Origin of the sequence: Pseudomonas sp. BRM28, from assembly GCF_002939405.1 — a bacterium.
GTDB classification, from domain to species: domain Bacteria; phylum Pseudomonadota; class Gammaproteobacteria; order Pseudomonadales; family Pseudomonadaceae; genus Aquipseudomonas; species Aquipseudomonas palmensis.
In genome coordinates this window covers 1,407,304-1,427,252 of the sequence record NZ_PEFV01000001.1, presented here as the reverse complement: position 1 = coordinate 1,427,252, position 19,949 = coordinate 1,407,304, and the positions used below count along the sequence as shown (strand labels likewise).

General features: G+C 65.7%; 22 protein-coding genes. 11 read left to right on the top strand and 11 right to left on the bottom strand.

What is annotated here, in order from left to right:
• Positions 1-61: 61 nt before the first annotated feature.
• On the bottom strand, positions 62-778 hold the full coding sequence (locus CR917_RS06710) for a response regulator transcription factor (protein WP_043862560.1): 717 nt from the start codon (positions 776-778) through the stop codon (positions 62-64).
• A gap of 213 nt (positions 779-991) precedes the next feature.
• Here CR917_RS06710 and CR917_RS06705 point away from each other — a divergent pair, with 213 nt between their 5' ends.
• The 4 genes from CR917_RS06705 to CR917_RS06690 all read left to right on the top strand — a co-directional run bounded on the left by CR917_RS06705 (position 992) and on the right by CR917_RS06690 (position 5,672).
• Positions 992-3,745, top strand: coding sequence for a response regulator (locus CR917_RS06705; protein ID WP_043862561.1), 2,754 nt, complete (start codon positions 992-994; stop codon positions 3,743-3,745).
• 67 nt (positions 3,746-3,812) lie between these two features.
• A complete protein-coding gene (locus tag CR917_RS06700) occupies positions 3,813-4,802 on the top strand; it encodes a 2-hydroxyacid dehydrogenase (RefSeq protein ID WP_043862562.1) in 990 nt (329 codons plus the stop codon).
• A gap of 31 nt (positions 4,803-4,833) precedes the next feature.
• Positions 4,834-5,271 (top strand): hypothetical protein, encoded by a 438-nt coding sequence (locus CR917_RS06695; protein ID WP_104572050.1) that lies wholly within the window; start codon positions 4,834-4,836, stop codon positions 5,269-5,271.
• Positions 5,272-5,279: 8 nt separating this feature from the next.
• The gene (locus tag CR917_RS06690) at positions 5,280-5,672 is read left to right on the top strand and encodes an META domain-containing protein (RefSeq protein ID WP_078479811.1); all 393 of its coding nucleotides are present in this window, start codon (positions 5,280-5,282) and stop codon (positions 5,670-5,672) included.
• Between the two features lie 85 nt (positions 5,673-5,757).
• Here the strand turns inward: CR917_RS06690 and CR917_RS06685 are convergent, their stop codons facing one another.
• Positions 5,758-6,222 carry a TlpA disulfide reductase family protein gene (locus tag CR917_RS06685; protein WP_043862565.1) on the bottom strand — a complete coding sequence of 155 codons (465 nt, stop codon included), beginning with the start codon at positions 6,220-6,222 and terminating at the stop codon, positions 5,758-5,760.
• 87 nt (positions 6,223-6,309) lie between these two features.
• Here CR917_RS06685 and arsC point away from each other — a divergent pair, with 87 nt between their 5' ends.
• From arsC to CR917_RS06670, 3 genes are read left to right on the top strand one after another with little or no spacing between them, the layout of a single operon-like run.
• Positions 6,310-6,663, top strand: coding sequence for an arsenate reductase (glutaredoxin) (gene arsC, locus CR917_RS06680; protein ID WP_054914702.1), 354 nt, complete (start codon positions 6,310-6,312; stop codon positions 6,661-6,663).
• Positions 6,660-7,265: an NAD(P)H:quinone oxidoreductase gene (gene wrbA, locus CR917_RS06675; RefSeq protein WP_043862567.1), complete on the top strand. Its 606-nt coding sequence runs from the start codon at positions 6,660-6,662 to the stop codon at positions 7,263-7,265. The genes arsC and wrbA overlap by 4 nt, the downstream gene beginning before the upstream one ends.
• Positions 7,258-7,662: a DUF2069 domain-containing protein gene (locus CR917_RS06670; protein WP_058540998.1), complete on the top strand. Its 405-nt coding sequence runs from the start codon at positions 7,258-7,260 to the stop codon at positions 7,660-7,662. Before wrbA ends, CR917_RS06670 begins: the two co-directional genes overlap by 8 nt.
• Positions 7,663-7,776: 114 nt before the next feature.
• On the opposite strand, the gene CR917_RS06665 is transcribed toward CR917_RS06670, so the two are convergent.
• Both CR917_RS06665 and ttcA read right to left on the bottom strand, forming a co-directional pair.
• Complete coding sequence (locus CR917_RS06665; protein WP_054914703.1) at positions 7,777-8,448, bottom strand: DNA-3-methyladenine glycosylase I; 672 nt, start codon at positions 8,446-8,448, stop codon at positions 7,777-7,779.
• Between the two features lie 5 nt (positions 8,449-8,453).
• On the bottom strand, positions 8,454-9,278 hold the full coding sequence (gene ttcA / locus CR917_RS06660; protein ID WP_054914704.1) for a tRNA 2-thiocytidine(32) synthetase TtcA: 825 nt from the start codon (positions 9,276-9,278) through the stop codon (positions 8,454-8,456).
• 269 nt (positions 9,279-9,547) lie between these two features.
• Here ttcA and CR917_RS06655 point away from each other — a divergent pair, with 269 nt between their 5' ends.
• Together CR917_RS06655 and CR917_RS06650 are read left to right on the top strand one after the other, a co-directional pair.
• Positions 9,548-10,147: a Yip1 family protein gene (locus CR917_RS06655; RefSeq protein ID WP_043862571.1), complete on the top strand. Its 600-nt coding sequence runs from the start codon at positions 9,548-9,550 to the stop codon at positions 10,145-10,147.
• 128 nt (positions 10,148-10,275) lie between these two features.
• On the top strand, positions 10,276-10,770 hold the full coding sequence (locus tag CR917_RS06650) for a SprT family zinc-dependent metalloprotease (RefSeq protein WP_043862572.1): 495 nt from the start codon (positions 10,276-10,278) through the stop codon (positions 10,768-10,770).
• 111 nt (positions 10,771-10,881) lie between these two features.
• On the opposite strand, the gene CR917_RS06645 is transcribed toward CR917_RS06650, so the two are convergent.
• From CR917_RS06645 to CR917_RS06630, 4 genes are all read right to left on the bottom strand, one after another.
• A complete protein-coding gene (locus tag CR917_RS06645) occupies positions 10,882-12,210 on the bottom strand; it encodes a dicarboxylate/amino acid:cation symporter (RefSeq protein ID WP_054914705.1) in 1,329 nt (442 codons plus the stop codon).
• 298 nt (positions 12,211-12,508) lie between these two features.
• The gene (locus tag CR917_RS06640; RefSeq protein ID WP_043862574.1) at positions 12,509-13,855 is read right to left on the bottom strand and encodes an ATP-binding protein; all 1,347 of its coding nucleotides are present in this window, start codon (positions 13,853-13,855) and stop codon (positions 12,509-12,511) included.
• On the bottom strand, positions 13,852-14,529 hold the full coding sequence (locus CR917_RS06635; protein ID WP_043862575.1) for a response regulator: 678 nt from the start codon (positions 14,527-14,529) through the stop codon (positions 13,852-13,854). The genes CR917_RS06640 and CR917_RS06635 overlap by 4 nt, the downstream gene beginning before the upstream one ends.
• A 111-nt stretch (positions 14,530-14,640) precedes the next feature.
• Positions 14,641-15,243: a membrane protein gene (locus CR917_RS06630; protein ID WP_043862576.1), complete on the bottom strand. Its 603-nt coding sequence runs from the start codon at positions 15,241-15,243 to the stop codon at positions 14,641-14,643.
• A gap of 132 nt (positions 15,244-15,375) precedes the next feature.
• Between CR917_RS06630 and CR917_RS06625 the strand changes: the two genes are divergently transcribed.
• Together CR917_RS06625 and CR917_RS06620 are read left to right on the top strand one after the other, a co-directional pair.
• Entirely contained in the window at positions 15,376-16,167 is a 792-nt protein-coding gene (locus tag CR917_RS06625) for a dienelactone hydrolase family protein (RefSeq protein ID WP_058540996.1), read from the top strand.
• Between the two features lie 101 nt (positions 16,168-16,268).
• Positions 16,269-16,970, top strand: a complete 702-nt coding sequence (locus CR917_RS06620) for a 4'-phosphopantetheinyl transferase (protein ID WP_043862578.1) — start codon at positions 16,269-16,271, stop codon at positions 16,968-16,970.
• Positions 16,971-16,979: 9 nt separating this feature from the next.
• Here CR917_RS06620 and CR917_RS06615 read toward each other — a convergent pair whose 3' ends face one another.
• The 3 genes from CR917_RS06615 to CR917_RS06605 are packed head-to-tail and all read right to left on the bottom strand — an operon-like array spanning position 16,980 to position 19,835.
• Positions 16,980-17,495 (bottom strand): (2Fe-2S)-binding protein, encoded by a 516-nt coding sequence (locus tag CR917_RS06615; RefSeq protein WP_158255580.1) that lies wholly within the window; start codon positions 17,493-17,495, stop codon positions 16,980-16,982.
• The gene (locus CR917_RS06610; RefSeq protein WP_054914710.1) at positions 17,482-19,113 is read right to left on the bottom strand and encodes an ATP-binding protein; all 1,632 of its coding nucleotides are present in this window, start codon (positions 19,111-19,113) and stop codon (positions 17,482-17,484) included. Before CR917_RS06610 ends, CR917_RS06615 begins: the two co-directional genes overlap by 14 nt.
• Positions 19,110-19,835 carry a response regulator transcription factor gene (locus tag CR917_RS06605; RefSeq protein WP_054914711.1) on the bottom strand — a complete coding sequence of 242 codons (726 nt, stop codon included), beginning with the start codon at positions 19,833-19,835 and terminating at the stop codon, positions 19,110-19,112. Before CR917_RS06605 ends, CR917_RS06610 begins: the two co-directional genes overlap by 4 nt.
• Between the last annotated feature and the right edge of the window lie 114 nt (positions 19,836-19,949).

Below are 19,949 nucleotides of genomic sequence, written 5' to 3'. Positions count from 1 at the left end.
GCAGGCAGAACACCACCAGCAGCAAGGCCAGCTTCCAGAACAGGGAATGACGGCTGAGCACCTACAGGTCCTCGCTGGCGCTGAGCACATAGCCCTTGCCCCACACCGTGCGCACCTGGCGCTCCAGGTAACCGATGGCCTTGAGCTTGCGGCGGATCTGGCTCACGTGCATGTCCAGGCTGCGGTCATGCCGGGCATAGCCGCGCTGCAATACGTGCTGATAAAGGAATGCCTTGCTCAACACCTCTTCATGGCTGCGGTGCAGGGTGTCGAGCAGGCGGTACTCGCTTAAGGTCAGGCCGGCCCGCTGCTGCCCGTGGAGCACATCGCAGGCCAGTTCATCGAACACCAGTTCGCCCGCGGGCGTGCCCTCCCCCGGCTGGTGCCGGCGCTCCAGCGCCACCCGCCGCAGGATCGCCTCGATGCGCACGCGCAGCTCGACCATGCTGAACGGTTTGGGCAGGTAGTCGTCGGCGCCGCGCTGGAAGCCGGTGATGCGATCGCCTTCGGCGCCCAGCGCCGACATCAGGATCACCGGTATCGAGCTCTTCTCGCGCAGCCGCGCCAGGGCATCCAGCCCGTTCAGGCCGGGCAGCAGGATATCCATCAGCACCACATCGAAGCTGCGCTGGCGAGCCATCTGCAGCCCTTCGCGGCCATCGCGGCACCAGGTCACCAGAAACCCGCTGCGCTCGAGCTGCTCGTGCAGGTGGGCACCCAGGACCGGATCATCCTCGATGGCAAGTATGTTTGAGGCGTTAATGGCGACGGGATTCATTGGCGGGTGCTAGCAATTCTCAATCGCTCGATTATTGAGCATTCCCCCCATGCAAGCAACACGCGCCGACAAAAGCACCTGCGCCTCCTACAATCGACAAAAACAGATACAAATGAGTGCATTAGATACACAGTCGCGGTAATTTTCAGAGTTGGGTCGTCGGAACATGCCGACGAAGGTCCTACAGCGCTAACCGAGCACAGGAGAGTGGGCGTGCTGAATCGATTGGGAATCAGAAGCCGCGTACTGCTGCTCGCCCTGCTCCCGGCCAGCATGATGGCGCTGGTGCTGGGTGGTTACTTCACCTGGTTGCAGCAAAGCGAACTGCAGGCCCAGCTGCTGCAACGCGGTCGCATGATCGCCGAGCAACTGGCGCCCCTGGTGGCCCCGGTGCTGGCCCGCAACGATTCGGCGCAGCTCGAGCGCATCGCCGCCGAGGCGCTGGAGCAGGCCGACGTGCGCGCCGTGTCGTTTCTGCACCCCGACCGCAGCCACCTGGCCCACGCCGGCCCGAGCATGCTCAACCAGCAGCCCAGCGGTGGCGGCACCCAGTTGCTGCAACGCAGCGGCAACGATGCCACGCGCTACCTGTTGCCGGTGTTCGGCCGCCATCGCGAGCTGGCCGGCGAACGGGTTCCCGGTGAAGCCGACCGCCTGCTGGGCTGGGTCGAGATCGAGCTGTCCCACGATGGCACGCTGCTGCGCGGCTACCGCAGCCTGTTCGCCAGCCTGCTGCTGATTCTGGTGGGCCTGGGCGCGACCGCCCTGCTGGCGCTGCGCATGAGCCGCACCATCAACGGCCCCATCGGGCAGATCAAGTTCGCGGTCAACCAGCTCAAGGACGGCAACCTCGAACAACGCCTGCCGAGCCTGGGCAGCCATGAGCTGGATGAACTGGCCAATGGCATCAACCGCATGGCCGAAACCCTGCACAACGCCCATGAAGAGCTGCAGCACAGCATCGACCAGGCCACCGAGGACGTGCGCCAGAACCTTGAGACCATCGAGATCCAGAACATCGAGCTGGACATGGCGCGCAAGGAAGCCCTGGAAGCCAGCCGCATCAAGTCCGAATTCCTGGCCAACATGAGCCACGAGATCCGCACGCCGCTCAACGGTATCCTGGGCTTTACCCACCTGCTGCAGAAAAGCGAACTGACCCCGCGCCAGCTCGACTACCTGGGTACCATCGAAAAATCCGCCGACAGCCTGCTGGGAATCATCAACGAGATCCTCGACTTCTCCAAGATCGAGGCCGGCAAGCTGGTGCTCGACAGCATCCCGTTCAACCTGCGCGACCTGATCCAGGACACCCTGACCATCCTCGCCCCGGCGGCCCACGCCAAGCAGCTCGAACTGGTCAGCCTGGTGTACCGCGACACCCCGCTGTCGCTGGTGGGCGACCCGCTGCGGCTCAAGCAGATCCTCACCAACCTGGTGAGCAACGCGATCAAGTTCACCCGCGAAGGCACCATCGTTGCCCGCGCCATGCTCGATGACGAAACCGAAGACAGCGTGCAATTGCGCATCTGCGTGCAGGACACCGGCATCGGCCTGTCCAGCCAGGATGTGCGTGCCCTGTTCCAGGCCTTCAGTCAGGCCGACAACTCGCTGTCGCGCCAGCCCGGCGGCACCGGCCTGGGGCTGGTGATCTCCAAGCGCCTGATCGAACAGATGGGCGGTGAGATCGGCGTCGACAGTACCCCGGGCGAGGGGTCGCAGTTCTGGATCAGCCTCAACCTGCCCAAGGCCCGCGACGACGCCGAGGACCTGCCACCCCAGGCGCTGCAAGGCCGGCGCATGGCAATCGTGGACGACCACGAACTGGCCCGCCAGGCATTGGCGCACCAGATGCAGGACTGCGGCCTGGACGTGACCACCTTCACCACCAGCGAGCAGCTGCTCAAGGGCATCGAGGCCGCCTTCCTTGCCGGCCAGCCGTTCGAGCTGGCGATCATGGGGGTCAACCTGCAATCGCTGGCGCCCGAGCGCCTGGGCCAGTACATCCAGCGCCTGGAGCACTTTGCCTGTCAGGCCCTGGTGCTGTGCCCCACCACCGAACAGGCGCTGTACCACCCGCACCTGCCCAATGCCCACGGCCAGTTGCACGCCAAGCCTGCGTGTACGCGCAAGGTGCGCCGGGCCCTGCTCGAGCTGGTGCAGCCCAGGCGTACCAGCGGCGAATACAAGGTGCCCAGCGGCCAGCGCCAGCCCCGCGTGCTGTGCGTGGACGACAACCCGGCCAACCTGCTGCTGGTGCAGACCCTGCTCGAAGACCTCGGCGCCGATGTGCTGGCGGTGGACAGCGGCCATGCGGCGATCAGCGCAGTGCAGGACGAGCACTTCGACCTGGTGCTGATGGACGTACAGATGCCGGTGATGGACGGGCGCGAATGCACCGAACAGATCCGCCAGTGGGAGGCCACGCGCAGCGCCCCGGCCTTGCCGATCGTGGCCTTGACCGCGCATGCCATGGCCAACGAGAAGCGCGCCCTGCTGCACAGCGGCATGGACGACTACCTGACCAAGCCGATCAGTGAGCGCCAGCTGGCCCAGGTGGTGCTGAAGTGGACCGGCCTGCAACTGGGCAGCCCGACCAACGAGCGCGGCGCCGAACTGCCGGTCGACGGCAACGACCTGAAGGTGCTGGACCCTGAGGAAGGCCTGCGCCTGGCGGCAGGCAAGCCGGACCTGGCCGCCGACATGCTGGCCATGCTGCTGGCTTCGCTGGATGCCGACCGCGACGCGATCCGCTGCGCCCGCGAGGCCGACGACCGCCACGCCACCATCGAGCGCGTGCACCGCCTCAATGGCGCCACGCGCTATTGCGGCGTACCGCAGCTGCGCGCCGCCTGCCAGCGCAGCGAAACCCTGCTCAAGCAGGACGACCCCGAGGCCCAGCGTGCCCTCGACGAACTGGACCAGGCCATCAACCGCCTGACGACCGTGGCCCGCCAGAGCGCCTGATCTCTGGCAAGGCCCGGGCCTTGCCGGTTGGTTACACTGACGGCATCCGACCCTTGGGAACCATGCCATGCAAGCCTTGCTCTTCAGCAGCCAACACTATGACCAGGACAGCTTCAGCAGCGCGCCAGGGGCCACGCAACTGGCGCTGCACTTTCAAGGCGCGCGCCTGACCGAAGACACTGCGGCACTGGCCGAAGGCTACGAGGTAGTGTGCGCGTTCATCAACGACGACCTCTCGGCGCCGGTGCTGAGCCGCCTCAAGGCCGGCGGCACGCGCCTGATCGCGCTGCGCTCGGCCGGCTACAACCATGTCGACCTGGCCGCCGCCAAGCGCCTTGGGCTGACGGTGGTGCGGGTGCCGGCCTACTCGCCGCATGCGGTGGCCGAACACGCCGTGGCCCTGATTCTTGCCCTCAATCGCCGCCTGCACCGTGCCTACAACCGCACTCGCGAGGGCGATTTCAGCCTGCACGGGCTGACCGGTTTCGACCTGCACGGCAAGACCGTCGGCGTGGTCGGCACCGGCCAGATCGGCCTGGCGTTTGCGCGGATCATGGCAGGCTTCGGCTGCCAGCTGCTGGCGTACGACCCTTACCCCAACCCCGAGGTGGAGGCGCTGGGTGCACGTTACCTGGACCTGCCGGAGCTGCTGCGCGAATCGCGCATCATCAGCCTGCACTGCCCGCTCACGCCGCAGACCCGGCACCTGATCAACCCGCAGAGCCTGGCCAGCCTGCAGCCGGGCGCCATGCTGATCAATACCGGGCGCGGCGCGCTGGTCGACACACCGGCGCTGATCGACGCGCTCAAGAGCGGCCAGCTCGGCTACCTGGGGCTGGACGTGTACGAGGAGGAGGCGCAGATCTTTTTCGAGGACCGCTCCGACCTGCCGTTGCAGGACGACGTGCTGGCGCGGCTGCTGACCTTCCCCAACGTGATCGTGACCGCGCACCAGGCCTTCCTGACCCGCGAGGCACTGGCGGCGATCGCCGCCACCACGCTGGAGAACATTGCCCGCTGGGCGGCAGGCAATCCGCAGAATCTGGTCGAGGGATGATGCTAGGATACGCGCCATATTTGGAGGACCCATGGTCGAACACGATTTCCGCTACACCCTGTTCAATCCGCAACACACCCTGATCGAATGCCGCTCGCTGGTACCCGGTCGCTATCAGGTCACCGGCAACGGTGGCTCGATCCAGAAAGGCGACGTACTGCTGGTGACCCTCAAGGGCAGCAAGACCCTGTCGATGCGCCTGACGGTCGAGACCGTGCGCCACCTGATCAACCCCACCGGCCAGTGGGTGGCGGTAGCGGCGGGCCCGGTGTTCGGCGAGCTGGCGATTCATGCATGGCAGGTCAACTGCGATGGCTGCCAGGCCACCCTGGACTTCGAATTCGCCGTGGATGCCAAACTGGGCACCAAGGCGCAGAAGCCGGCGGCCGTGGCGCGCATCGCCGAATTGGGTTGGCGCACACAGGGCGACAAGCACCTGTGCTCGAAATGCCAGGAGGCTGCAAAGTGAAACCCGTGATGGTCTGTGCAGCGGTGGTCGCGACCCTGGCCGGTTGCGCAGCCGAGCCGATGAAGCTGCAACAGGAACAGAGCTACGTGCTGGAGTGGATTGGCGAACGTCCGCTGATCGACTACAGCCACCTGACCCTGACGCTGGCCGAGGATGGCCGGGCGTATGGCAATGCCGGCTGCAACCACTGGTTTGCGCCGTATACGCTGGACGGCGAGAAACTCAGCTTTGGCCCGGTGGGCAGCACGCGCAAGCAGTGCGCGCCGGCGCTGATGGAGCAGGAAAAGCGCTTTCTGAAGGCGCTGGAGACCGTGCAGCGCTGGGACATTTCGCCGATCGAGCAGGTGCGCTTCTGGCCCGAACAGGGCAAGCCGCTGCGCTTCTGGCCTGAGGAAGGCTGACAGCCCGCATCGCCTGCATCGCGGCCCAGGCCCGCCCCCACAACGCTGTGGGAGCGGGCTTGACCCGCGATGGGCGCACCGCCGATCAGGCGCCCTTTAGCACCTTGATCTTCTCGGCCAGCCCCTCGGCCGTCTGCTCGCCCATCAACTGCTCACGCACCTTGCCCTTGTCGTCGATGATGTAGGTCACCGGCAGCGCCTCGCTGCGCGGCAGGTCGTAGCGCTCGGCCGGGTCGTCGGCCAGCACGGTGAAGTCGATGCCCAGCGCCTGGCTGGCCTTTTTCAGCTCATCGCCGCGCAAGCCGTCGAAATTCACCCCCAGTACGGTGATCCCCTGCGCCTGCCAGTCCTTGGCGGCTGCGTTCAGTTCGGGGATCTCGGTGCGGCACGGCCCGCACCATTCGGCCCAGTAGTTGAGCACCACCCAGCGCCCTTCGATCTGCTCGGCTTTCACCGCATTGCCGTTCTGGTCGAGGCCGTAGTCCACACCGCATCCGCCGAGCAACAGGCTCGCGGTGATGGCCAGGGCTGCTGCCAATCGCCTTGTCATGGGTCAATCCTTCTTCAAGATTCAGGCAAAATGCCAATTCGCTGCGGTTAGAATAGCCGCCACCCCCTGCCGGATGCGACCCCGAACATGACCGAACTGACCCTGTATCACAACCCGCGCTGCTCCAAGTCCCGTGGCGCGCTGGAATTGCTCGAAGCCCGTGGCCTGACCCCGGAGGTGGTGCGCTACCTGGAAACCCCACCCGACGCCGCCACCCTCAAGGCCCTGCTCGGCAAGCTGGGCATCGGCGCGCGCCAGCTGCTGCGCAGTGGCGAAGACGAATACAAGACCCTGGGCCTGGCCGACCCGGCCCTGAGCGACGACCAGTTGATCGACGCCATGGCCCGGCACCCCAAGCTGATCGAACGCCCGATCCTGGTGGCGGGCAACAAGGCCGTGATTGGCCGGCCGCCCGAGAAGGTGCTGGAGATTCTGCCGTGAGCGCGCCCTATATCCTGATCCTGTTCTACAGCCGCCACGGCTCCACCAGCGAAATGGCCCGGCAGATTGCCCGTGGCGTCGAACTGGGTGGGCTGGAGGCGCGCCTGCGCACGGTGCCGGCGATTTCCACCGAGTGTGAAGCGGTGGCCCCCGACATCCCCGAGAACGGCGCGCTGTATGCCACCCTCGACGACCTGCGCCATTGCTCGGGCCTGGCCCTGGGCAGCCCGACGCGCTTCGGCAACATGGCCGCGCCGCTCAAGTATTTCATCGACGGCACCAGCAGCCTGTGGCTGAGTGGCGGGCTGGTGGGCAAGCCAGCGGCGGCGTTCACCTCCACGGCCAGCCTGCATGGCGGCCAGGAGTCGACCCTGCTGTCGATGCTGCTGCCGCTGATGCACCACGGCATGCTGATCATGGGGCTGCCCTACAGCGAATCGGCGTTGCTCGACACCCGGGGCGGCGGCACGCCGTATGGCGCCAGCCACCATGCCGGGGCCGATGGCAAGCGCGACCTGGACGCCGACGAGATCGCCCTGTGCCGTGCCCTGGGCCAGCGCCTGGCGAGCACTGCCAAACTGCTGGAGAACGGCCGTGGCTAAGAAGCCCAAGGTGCTGCCGCCGCTGGAGTGGCTGGAGCCACGTGTGCGCGCTACCCGGGTGCTGAGCCTGGTGGCGTTTTTCAGCCTGATGGCGTTGCTGACGGTGAACAACCTGTGGTTCGCCAACCTGCACGGCGCGCGCGTGGGGGTGATCCTGGCCATCGAGCTGGTGCCGTTGCTGCTGGTGCTACCGGGCATGCTGATGGGCAGTGCACGGGCCCATGCGTGGACGTGCTTTGTAGTGAACCTGTACTTCATCAAGGGCGTGCTGGCCGCGTTCGACCCGGCGCGGGCGCTGCTGGGGTGGCTGGAAGTGGGGATCAGCCTGGTGCTGTTCGTGAGTGCGCTGCTGTTTGTGCGCTGGCGCTTTCAGTATGAGCGGCGGGTGGCAATGTAGGAGCCGGCATTGCCGGCGAAGGGCTGCAACGCAGCCCTGTAGCATCAGACAGAATCGCGTTGCGGCCTTCGCTGGCAAGGCCAGCTCCTACAGGCGATTGCGACACCGTCGTTCTCAATGGTTGACGGTATACGCCAGCATCATCGACAACTGGCACATCGGCCGACCGCTCTGGGCATGCCACTGGTTGAACGCCTGCTGCACGGTGGCCAGGTCGCGCTGGCTGGTCGGCTGCCGGTCGATCACATCCTGCGCCACCAGCGCCGCCACCACGTCATTGCTCGGCACGAAGGTGTCCTTGCCGACCATGCGCAGAAAACGCGGCGCCGACAGCCCGCCCATCTGGTTGCCCTGCTTGGCCAGGTACTTCCACAGGCCGACGATGTCGGTCACCGGCCAGTCGGCGATCAACGCACCGAAACTGCCCTTCTCCCTGGCCACGTCGAGCATGAACTGCGCATTGCGCGGCACGCTCTTGAGCTTGCCCAGGTGGCGGATGATGCGGGTGTCCTGCATCAGCCGCTCCAGGTGCTCGGCGCCCATCAGCACCACCTTCTCTGGGTCGAAGCCAAAGAACACCTGCTCGAACGCCGGCCACTTGGCGTCCACCAGGCTGTGCTTGAGCCCGGCGCGAAACACCCGCAGGGCCATGGTCGAGAGGTAGCGGTCGTCGCTGATCTGGCGCAGCTGCGCCGGGCTCAACGGCTCGGGCAGGTGCGCCTCGAGCGCTGCCGCCGAACCGAAGCGGTTCAGGCAGAATTCATGCAGCCACTGATAATCGCGCATGCCGGTCAGAGGTTCAGCACATCGACGAACCGCGGGGTGGCGGTCTCATCGATGCGCAGGTTGGTGAAGTCGAACAGGTTGCGGTCCGCCAGCTGCGACGGCACCACGTTCTGCAGGCCGCGGAAGATGCTCTCGGTGCGTCCCGGGGTCTTGCGCTCCCACTCCACCAGCATGTCCTTGACCACCTGGCGCTGCAGGTTTTCCTGCGAGCCGCACAGGTTGCACGGGATGATCGGGAATTGCTTCATGTCCGAGTAGGCCTGGATGTCCTTCTCGGCGCAGTAGGCCAGCGGACGGATCACCACGTTGCGACCGTCGTCGGCGCGCAGCTTGGGCGGCATGGCCTTGAGCGTGCCGTTGAAGAACATGTTGAGAAAGAAGGTCTCGACGATATCGTCGCGGTGATGCCCCAGGGCCATCTTGGTCGCACCGATCTCGTCGGCGAAGGTGTACAGCGTGCCGCGACGCAGGCGCGAGCACAGCGAGCAGGTGGTCTTGCCTTCCGGGATCAGTTCCTTGACCACCGAATAGGTGTCTTTCTCGACGATGTGGTACTCGATGCCCAGGGTCGCGAGGTAGGCCGGCAGGATGTGCTCGGGGAAGCCTGGCTGCTTCTGGTCCATGTTGACCGCGACGATGTCGAACTTGATCGGCGCCACTTTCTGCAGGTGCAGCAGAACATCGAGCATGGTGTAGCTGTCTTTGCCGCCCGACAGGCAGACCATGACCTTGTCGCCCTCTTCGATCATGTTGAAGTCGGCGACGGCTTCGCCGGCAAGGCGACGCAGGCGTTTTTGCAGTTTGTTCTGGTTGACCGAAAGGGTGCCCATGGCGATTGAATCCGCAAGGTGTGACAAAAGCGGCACATTTTACGCACAAACCTGACGCTCGCGTAGCCCATCCGATAAAGACTGCAAGGAAATGAAGCGCCGCGCTTACAGCGCAATTTGCTCTAAAAAAGCGGATTTGTGCAGCGAACCCCTTCCTATACTGCGTCATAAGGCCACAGCAAGCGTGACCTGATCCCGTCAGGCCCAGCCACTGGGCCGCGCAAGCGCTCCGCTGGGGGGGCGATGGCAACAACGAGGGAGTGACTGGCATGATCCATCACGTTCTGGGGCTGTTCACCCATCCTGACCAGGAATGGAAAGAAATCCGTGGCGAAGACGAAACCATCAGCCACATGTACCTGACCCACACCTTGATACTGGCGGCGATACCCGCCGTTTCCGCGTTCATCGGCACCACCCAGGTGGGCTGGGTGATCGGCAACCGCGCACCGGTCATGCTCACCGTCGACAGCGCGATCTGGATGACCGTGATGTCCTACCTGGCCATGCTGGGCGGCGTCGCGGTGATGGGCGCCTTCATCCACTGGATGGCGCGCACCTACGACGCCACCCCGAGCATGGCCCAATGCATCGCGTTCGCCACCTACACCGCCACCCCGCTGTTCATCGGCGGCCTGGCGGCGCTGTACCCGCACCTGTGGCTGGGAATGATCGTCGGCACGGCAGCCATCTGCTACACGGTGTACCTGCTGTACGTGGGCCTGCCGACCTTCATGAACATCCCGTCCGACGAGGGCTTTCTGTTCTCGAGTTCGGTGCTGGCGGTGGGGCTGGTGGTGCTGGTTGCCATCATGGCCTTCACCGTGATCGTCTGGGGACTGGGCGTGGGGCCCGTCTATACCAGCTAGACAATACGCCAACCTAGGGGCTGTACCCATCAGGCCGCCGCAAGGCGGCTTGATGCTGTGCGGACCAGCGGTCTCGGCAGCGCCGCCCGGGTTGCGGCATAATTGCCGGCCAGGAGTGTCCAACCGATATGCCAGAGCTGCTCAATTCCCGCGTCGAAAGCTGTTACCAGCAAGCCGAAAGTTTTTTCAAGCGCCCCTTCCTGCGTCCCGAGGTGAGCTTCAAGCTGCGCGGGCAGAAGGCCGGTGTCGCGCACCTGCACGAAAACCTGCTGCGCTTCAACCTGCAGCTGTACCGCGAGAACAGTGAAGACTTCCTGCGCCAGACCGTGCCACACGAAGTCGCGCACCTGGTGGCGCATCAACTGTTCGGCGACCGCATCCAGCCCCATGGCGAGGAGTGGCAGCTGATCATGCGCGGGGTGTACGAGCTGCCACCCAACCGCTGCCACAACTATGCAGTCAAGCGCCGCAGCGTGACCCGCTACATCTACAAGTGCCCATGTGCGGGCAGTGACTTTCCGTTCTCGGCGCAGCGCCACGGGCTGGTGCGCCAGGGGCGGCGGTATCTGTGCCGGCGGTGTCGGCAGACGCTGGTGTTCACCGGCGAGACGCGGGTGGAGTAGACGCTTCGCCGGCAAGCCAGCGCCCTGCAGGAGCCGGCCTTGCGGCGAAGACGCCTGCACAGGCACAAAAAAAAGCCCATCCGAAGATGGGCTTTTTGCGTTTGGCTAACCTCAGCCCTGGCGTACCGCACCTTCGGCGACACCCAGGTCGTCGGTAGGACGGGTGTCGACCAGCGGCGAACCACCCGAAGCCAGCTCGGCTTGCAGCTTGTCTTCGTCCAGCTCGTTGACCCACTTGGCCACCACCACGGTTGCCACCGCGTTGCCGATCAGGTTGGTCAGGGCACGGGCTTCGGACATGAAGCGGTCGATACCCAGGATCAGCGCCAGGCCGGCAACCGGCAGGTGGCCGACCGCCGACAGGGTCGCGGCCAGCACGATGAAGCCGCTGCCGGTAACGCCTGCAGCACCCTTGGAGGCCACCAGCAGCACCAGCAGCAGGGTGATCTGGTGGGTGATGTCCATGGTGGTGTCGGTGGCCTGGGCGATGAACACCGCAGCCATGGTCAGGTAGATCGAGGTGCCGTCCAGGTTGAACGAGTAGCCGGTCGGGATCACCAGGCCAACCACCGATTTCTTCGCGCCCAGACGCTCCATCTTGGCCAGCATGCGTGGCAGGGCCGACTCGGACGACGAGGTGCCGAGCACGATCATCAGCTCTTCACGGATGTAGCGGATCAGCTTGAGTACGCTGAAGCCGTGGGCACGGGCGATACCGCCCAGAATCACCAGGATGAACAGCAGGCAGGTGATGTAGAAGCAGGCCATCAGGTAGCCCAGCTGCACCAGCGAACCCACGCCGTACTGGCCGATGGTGAAGGCCATGGCACCGAAGGCACCGATCGGAGCCAGCTTCATGATCATGTTGATGATGTTGAACATGACGTGGGCGAAGCGGTCGATCAGGTCCAGCAGCGGCTTGCCGTAGGCACCCAGGCGGTGCAGGGCGAAACCGAAGATCACCGAGAACATCAGCACCTGCAGGATGTCGCCGTTGGCGAAGGCACCGACCACGGTGTTGGGGATGATGTTGAGCAGGAAGCCGACGGTGGTCTGCTGTGCACCGGCGGCGGCATAGGCAGCCACGCTGCTGGCGTTGAGGGTGGTCACGTCGATGTGCATGCCGGCACCCGGCTTGACCACGTTGACCACGACCAGGCCGATGATCAGCGCGATGGTCGAGACGATTTCGAAGTAGAGCAGCGCGTAGCCGCCGGTCTTGCCGACCGATTTCATGCTCTGCATGCCGGCGATGCCGCTGACCACGGTGCAGAAGATGATGGGGGCGATGACCATCTTGATCAGTTTGACGAAACCGTCACCCAGCGGCTTGAGCGCCACACCGGTGTCGGGATAGAAGTGACCCAGCAAGATACCGATGGTGATGGCGATGATCACCTGGATATACAGCGATTTGTACAGCGGCTGACGCGTCGTCATGGCTATTTTCCTCAATGTGCCGGCCCATCCTTCCCAGGAGGCGATCGGCACCTAAAGCGCGAACCCTCCTGCATTGGAGGGATTTGTTGTGTCGAGCTGCGTGGCAATGCTCTGCGGAGTCAATAGCAAGGCTGATGCCAGGATGTGCCAAGGCGGTGCAAACACCCTGTTTCAGGGCATTTCGTGCACCGCAAGGCAGCAAGGCAGGACGCGCCAGTTGGCGGATTTCCGCCCGGCACTCAAAGAATAGACCCGATGATGGCGGTAATCCGCCCACTGGGCGGAATGTGGCAGGCGCTCAGTCGAGCGGAAAGCGGATACGGAAGGCAGCGCCGCCCAGGGGCGAATCGTCGAGAGTGAGGGTGGCGTCGTAGCTCTCGATGATGTCCTTGACCACCGCCAGGCCGATGCCCTGCCCCGGGTACTGGCGATCGAGGCGCTCGCCCCGCTGCAGGATACGTTCGCGCTGGTGCACCGGTACGCCGGGGCCGTCGTCCTCGACACACAGCTCCAGCGCCGTGTCGCTGACCCGCAGGCTGATGCGGATTTGCCCCAGGCACAGACGGTAGGCGTTTTCCAGCAGGTTGCCGAGCAGTTCGAGCAATGCGCCCTGCTCCATGGGTACCAGTGCCTGGTCGGGCACTGCGTAGGTGATGTGCACCTGTTTGTCGCGGTAGACCTTGGCCAGGGTGCTGCACAGGCTGTCGAGCAGCGGGTGCAAGGCCACCTGGTGGCGCACCAGGCCGCTCTTGCGCAGGCTGGCGCGCTGCAACTGGTAGTCGATCTGCTGGCTCATGCGCTCGATCTGGCTCTGCAGCACCCGCGCCTGCTCGCGCTCGCCTTCGCGCTGGGCCATGCTTTCGCTGACCCCTTGCAGCACCGCCAGCGGGGTCTTGAGGCTGTGCGCCAGGTCATCCAGCGAGTCGCGGTAGCGCCCGCGCTGCTCGCGCTCGCTGCGCAGCAGGCGGTTGAGCGAGCCGGTCAGGCGCAACAGCTCGCGCGGGTGTTCGGCACTGAGGCCCTCGCGGGCGCCGGACTCCACGTCGTCCAGCTCCACGCTCATGCGCCGCAGCGAGCGCAGGCCCCAGGTCAGCCCGGCCCAGAGCAGCAGCATCAGGGCCAGCAGCGCCGCGCCAAAGCCCAGGTAGAGCTTCTCTTGCAGGCCGTTGAGGGTTTGCTGGTACTCGCGCACCGGTTGCAGGGCAACGATGCTGAAGGCCGCGCTCTTGCCACCCAGCAGCTTGACCTCCACGTCATAGACGAAGAACTCCTCGCCGTGGTCCTGGCGGATGCGCGCGAACTCGTTGCCGCGCCCGTCGTAGCGGGGTGTGTAGTTGATGTTCTCGTCGTTGGTGGCACGCGAACGCCACACCAGGTTGCCCTGGCGGTCGTAGATGTAGCCGAGCAGGCGGCTGTCGGGCAGGTTGAATTTCTCGTCCGGCAGCAGATCGGGCATCTGCAGCTTGCCGCCGTCTATGCGCGCCGCCGAGATCAGCGTGGTCACGTCCGAGGCCAGGCGCTGCTCGATGGACTCCTGCAGGGCCAGGCTGAAGGCCTTCTGCAGGGCCGGCAACAGGGCCAGCATGAACAGCAGCGCCAGCACCGCTGCGGCCAGCATCAGACGCAGGCGCAGCGAACGAATCACAGGCAGCGCTCGGTGAACAGGTAGCCCAGGCCACGTACCGTGTCGATGGGCTTGAAGCCGTTGTCGCCCTCGAGCTTGCGGCGCAGGCGGCCGATCAGCACTTCTATCACGTTGGGGTCACGCTCGCCGTCGTCGGGGTACAGCTGCTCCATCAGACGGTCCTTGGCCACCACCTGCTGGTGATGGCGCATCAGGTATTCGAGGATGCGGTATTCGTAGGCGGTCAATGCCAGGGGCTGGTCATCGAGCAGCGCCTGCTTGCGGTTGAGGTCCAGGCGCAGGGGGCCTGCGATGATGGTCGACTGGGTGAAGCCGCTGGAGCGGCGCAGCAGCGCATTCAGGCGCGCCTCCAGCTCTTCGAACTGGAACGGCTTGACCACGTAGTCGTCGGCACCGGCGGCCAGGCCTTCGACCTTGTCCTGCCAGTTGCCACGGGCGGTGAGAATCAGGATAGGAAATGTCTTGCCCTGACTGCGCAGTTGGCGGATCAGGTCCAGCCCGCTCATGCCCGGCAGGCCCAGGTCGACGATGGCCAGGTCGTGATTGAACTGTTCGGCCTGGTACAGCGCCTCCTCGGCATTGGCCACCGCTTCGACCACATGCCCGCTTTCGCTCAGACGGCTGAACAGGTGATGCCGCAACAGGGCTTCATCCTCGACCACCAGCAGTTTCATACGCTCCTCCATAACCAGGCCCGGCCTGCTTGGCCGGGCATCTCGCTACATAACGGCAGAATAACAGCGAACCGGCCAGAGTGAAGGCCGGTTCGGGTATTGCGCGGGGGTTCAGAACAGGTAGTTGGCCGACAGGTAGGTTTGCGCGCTGCTTTTCAGGCGCAGGGCACCGAGCTTGTCGCCGTCGTGCTCGGACAGTTCGGTGGTGGCGTTGCTGCGCAGGTAGCGGTAGCCCAGCTCGACCGAAGCATTGCTGCTGACCTGTTGCAGTACGCCGGCCTGCAGGCCGTAGGCGTAGCCGGTGTCGGTGTCGCGGCTGTAGCCGGAGGATTCCTGGCTGAGCTTGGTCACGCCCAGGCTCGCACCGCCGAATGCCTTGGTGCTGCTACCCAGCGGATAGAACACGTCGTAGCTGCCCAGCAGGTTTTCCTGGCGCATTTTCAGGCCGCTGTGGTTGTTGGAGACGTTGTCATAGGTGAGGTAGTAGCGGCCCTGGTCGTTCTGCTGACCAATGCGCGCACCCCAGGTGCCGTCCTTGCTGATGATGCCGTCGGTGTTGAGGTGGTCGGTGTTGCTGCTGAGCAGGCCGGACTTCTTGATCTTGTCGCTGGTCTGGCCGTAGGTGAGGCCGGCGAAGGTGGTGTCGGCAGCCTGTACCAGGGAGCTGGCACCCAGCATGGTGATGGCGATCAGTACGGTATTGAGGCTTTTCATGAGTGTGTACTCCAGAGTGATGCGCGGTGTTTGTGTGGGAGCTAGAGTAAGCAGGGCGCCCTGAACCGCCGCTGAATGCTGGCTGAACCCCGGCTGAACGAGCGGGCATCAACGGAAAAAAGGAGACTGACCATGCGTTACCTGCTCGCACTTGCCCTGATCGGCGCCACTGGCCTGGCCCAGGCTGCGGTGCAAACCCGCCAGATCGACTACCAGGACGCCGACGGCAAGCGCCTGGTGGGCTACTACGCCTATGACGACGCCGTGAAGGGCGAACGTCCCGGGGTGGTGGTGGTGCACGAATGGTGGGGGCTGAACGACTATGCCAAGCGCCGTGCCCGCGACCTGGCCGGGCTGGGCTACAGCGCGCTGGCCATCGACATGTATGGCGACGGCAAGAACACCGAGCACCCGGCCGATGCGCAGGCGTTCATGGCGGCGGCCCTGAAAGACCCGAAGACGGCGGCAACACGCTTCGATGCCGGGGTCGAGTTGCTGAAGATCCAGCCGCAGACCAACCCCGACAAGATCGCCGCCATCGGCTACTGCTTCGGCGGCAAGGTGGTGCTGGACGCTGCGCGGCGCAGTGAGCCGCTGGCGGGGGTGGCGAGCTTTCACGGAGCGCTGGTGACGGCCACGCCGGCAACCAGCGGCAGTGTGAAGGCGCCGTTGCTGGTGGAGCATGGCGCCAGCGACAGCATGGTCACGCCCGAGCAGGTGGCTGCGTTCAGGAAGGAGATGGAGGCAGCCGGCGCCGACCTGAAGTTCGTGAGCATCCCGGGGGCCAAGCATGGCTTCACCAACCCGGATGCCGACCGCCTGAGCCACGGCGAGCACGGCGGGCCGGATATCGGCTATGACAAGGCCGCCGATGAAAGCTCGTGGGCAGACCTGCAGGTGTTCTTGAAGAAGGTGTTTGACTGAAGCCCGCCTGGCGGCAACGCTGGCTCCTGCGGCAGGCCGCGTGAACCTGTAGGCGCCAGCGTTGCTGGCGAAGGCTCGTGGGCCACGGCACAATAGCGCCCATGAATCGACTCCCGCACTGCTGCGCCCCGCTCCAGCACCACTGGCCCCTGCCCCACCCGGTCCCCGGTGCGGTGCTGGTCAGCTGCGCCTTCGACCCGGCCAACCTCGCCGCCGATGACTTCCGGCGCGCCGCCATCGAACCCACCCCCAGCCTGCAACGCTCGGTGGCCAAGCGTCAGGCCGAGTACCTGGCCGGCCGCGTGTGCGCCCGCGCCGCCCTGCAGCGCCTGGACGGGCGCGACTACCTGCCCGCCACCGGCGACGACCGCGCCCCCCTATGGCCGGCCGGCATCAGCGGCTCGATCACCCACGGCAAGGGCTGGGCGGCCGCCGTGGTGGCCCGCAGCAGCGACTGCCAGGGCCTGGGCCTGGACCAGGAAAACCTGCTGGAGACCGAACGCGCCGAACGCCTGATGGGCGAAATCCTCACTGCCGATGAGCTGCAGCGCATGGACCGCAGCCAGCTGAGCCTGACCACCACGCTGACCTTCTCCCTCAAGGAAAGCCTGTTCAAGGCGCTGTACCCCATAGTGCGCAAGCGCTTCTATTTCGAGCACGCCGAACTGCTGGAGTGGTCCGCCGATGGCCACGCCCGCCTGCGCCTGCTCACCGACCTGTCGCCGCTGTGGTGCCACGGCCGGGAAATCCAGGGGCAGTTCAGCCTGCAGGGCGATCAGTTGCTGAGCCTGGTCAGCGTGTGAGCCGCAGGCTTACAGCGGGCACTGCGCGCAGCGCCCAACCCACTCGACCTTGTAGCTCAGGCAACAGGTGCGCCTGACCCGCCGCCCGTCAGGGGTGTAGCGCACCGCGCCGTACAGCGGGTTGCCGGGCGTATCCAGCAACCGCTGGACCTCGGGCCGCTCACCTGCAATCTGCTCCAGGCAGTCACCGGCATTGCCCCACAACACCGCCGCCGGCACGCTGCCCAGCACGGCCAGTTGATCGACGATGGCTGGCAGGTGCCGTTCCAGTACCGCCACCACACCGCCCACCGCCGAGGACGTCGACAGGTCGGTTGGCAGGCCGCGCCCATCCAGCGTCACCGCCAGCGCCTGAACCTGCAACGGGGCGCACCCGACCAGGGCCGCACGCCACAGCACGGCGAAGTAGTACTTGGACCATTGCGACACCAGCACCGGCCGTTGCGCCGGCATCAGCTCGGGGCCGTACAGCCCCAGCAGCAGGGCATCGAAGGCGTCGGGGCGCAACAGCTCAGCGAGCCTCAAGGCCGTCCTCCTGCGCCTGCTCCGCGTCATGCGCGCGTGGCCAGCTCAGGCTGAAGCAGGCACCACCCAGGCGCTCGCTCTTGCCGATCAGGGCGCGCCCGGCATGCCAGTAGATGATCCGCCGCACGATCGACAAGCCCAGCCCGTGCCCGCCAGAGGCGCGGGTACGGCTGTCGTCCAGGCGGGTAAAGGGCGTGAAGATGCGCGACCAGGCGCTTTGCGGCACCCCCGGCCCATCGTCCTCGACGTCGATGCGACAGCGCTGGGCGCCCAGTTGATAGCTCAGGCTGACCTGCGACTCGGCGTGGCGCATCGCATTGCTCACCAGGTTCTGCAGGGCGCGGTGCAGGTAGCGCGGCTCGGCCTCGACCCACGCCCCCTGCTCGCCGCCCTGGCACGGCCCGCGCAGCACCCGCACCTCGCGGCGCAGCGGCGCCAGTTCGGCAATCACCTGGTCGAGCAAGGCGTCCAGGTCGATACGCTGGAAGTTCAGGGCCGGCGCCCCTTGCTCAAGACGTGCGTAGGTGAGCATCTCGTCGACCAGCCGGTCGAGGTCCTGAATGTCGTTGTCCATGCCCAGCAGGTATTTCTCGCGGGCGTGCTCGCTGCTGGCGTTCTCGACCATCTCCAGGCCAAAGCGCAGGCGCGCCACCGGGGTGCGCAGCTCATGGGACACCGCCCGCACCAGTTCGCGCTGCATGTTCAGCGATTGCTGCAGGTGCCCGGCCATATGGTTGAACGCCGCGGCCAGGCGCCCCACCGAGTCGGCGTCGTCCGCTGCCACCCGCACGTCCAGGCTACCCTGGGCAATCTGCGTGGCCGCCGCCTCCAGGCCCGACAGACGCCGCTCCAGCTGGCGCACCAGCAGGTACACGATCAGGCCGATCAGGCACAGCCCCAGCGCCGCGATCACCAGCAGCATCTGCGGTGGATACGGGTTCATCTGATACAGCGGCCCGATCTCCAGCACCCAGGGCGTGGCCACCATGCCGGCGAACACGCGGATCGAGTTGCCGTCCTTGCCCAGCGCCATCACGGTGTCGCCTTCGTCGACGCGACGGCGCTGGTCGCCGTCCATGTCGGTCTGGTCGAGGCTGAGCAGGCGCAGGTCGAAGCCGAACCCCTTGCTCTGCTTGAGTTCGGCCAGGCGCTGCGGCTGCTCGCCCACCGGGTAGCGCACCAGTTCGTCGGCCAGCAGGTAGATGGTGGCGCGGGCCAGTTGCTCGCTGATCTGCTGCACCTCGCCGGTCAGCAACAGGTTCTGCCCGCGCACCTGGCGCAGCACCCGCGCCGCATGGGGGCCGGTGCGCTGCACCAGCACATGCCCGCGTTGCAGGCGGGTGCGCTGGCTACCGTCGAGGGCGGCCTGATCGATCGAGGCGAGGGCCAGCGGAATGCCCAGCAGGCGCCCCCATATCGCCAGCGCCCGGGTACGCTCCACATCGCTCATGGGGGCCAGGTTGTCGGCCATCAGGGTAAAGGTGCCGTGGGCCAGGCGCTCGCGGTACTGCTCGGCACGCACCTCGTTGAGCAGGTGCAGGCTGAGCGCGCCCAGCAACGCCACCAGCACCAGGGCGGCCAGCATGCCGCCGTAGATGCGCAGGAAGATCGAGTTCATTCAACCAGGCCCAGCGCCTGGGCAGCCTCGCCCACGAACAGGTAGCCTTTGCTGCGCACCGTCTTGATCATGCGCGGGTGGTCGGGGTCGTCGCCTATCTTGGGGCGGATGCGCGAAATGCGCACATCGATGGAGCGGTCCTGGCCGTCATAGCCCACCCCGCGCAGGGAGGTAAAGATCTCTTCGCGGGACAGGATGCGCCCCGCGTTGCTCACCAGCAGCCACAGCAGGTCGAACTCGGCAGCGGTCAGCTCGATGCCGTTGTCGCCGAGCCAGGCTTCGCGCAGGGTGTTGTCCACCCGCAGCGGGCCGAACTGCAGGCTCTGGCGCTCGCCCGTGGTGGCCGGCACCTCGGTGCGGCGCAGCAAGGCGTTGATCCGCGCCAGCAACAGGCGCGGGCGCACCGGCTTGCACACGTAATCGTCGGCGCCCAGGTCCAGACCCTGCACCTGGTCCAGGTCCTCGCTGCGCGCGGTGAGCATCAGGATGACCCCGTTGTACTGCGTGCGCACCTTGCGGCAGATGCTCAGGCCGTCCTCGCCGGGCAGCATCAGGTCGAGGATCACCAGGTCTGGCTGCTCGGCCACGATGCGCGCCGCCGCCTTCGCCCCATCGCCCTCCACCGCCACGTCGAAGCCATTGGCTTGCAGGTAGTCACGGGTCAGCTCGGCTAGACGCTCGTCATCCTCGACGATCAACACCTGACTGTTGGGCTGCTGCACGGATCACCTCGGCTGGGCTTTTTATTGTTGGAGTGAAGCCCTTCAATAAAGGGCAACATTGGCCCGCGATACTACCACTGCCGGGCGCCGGAAAAAGCCGCGCCAAAGTCGCTG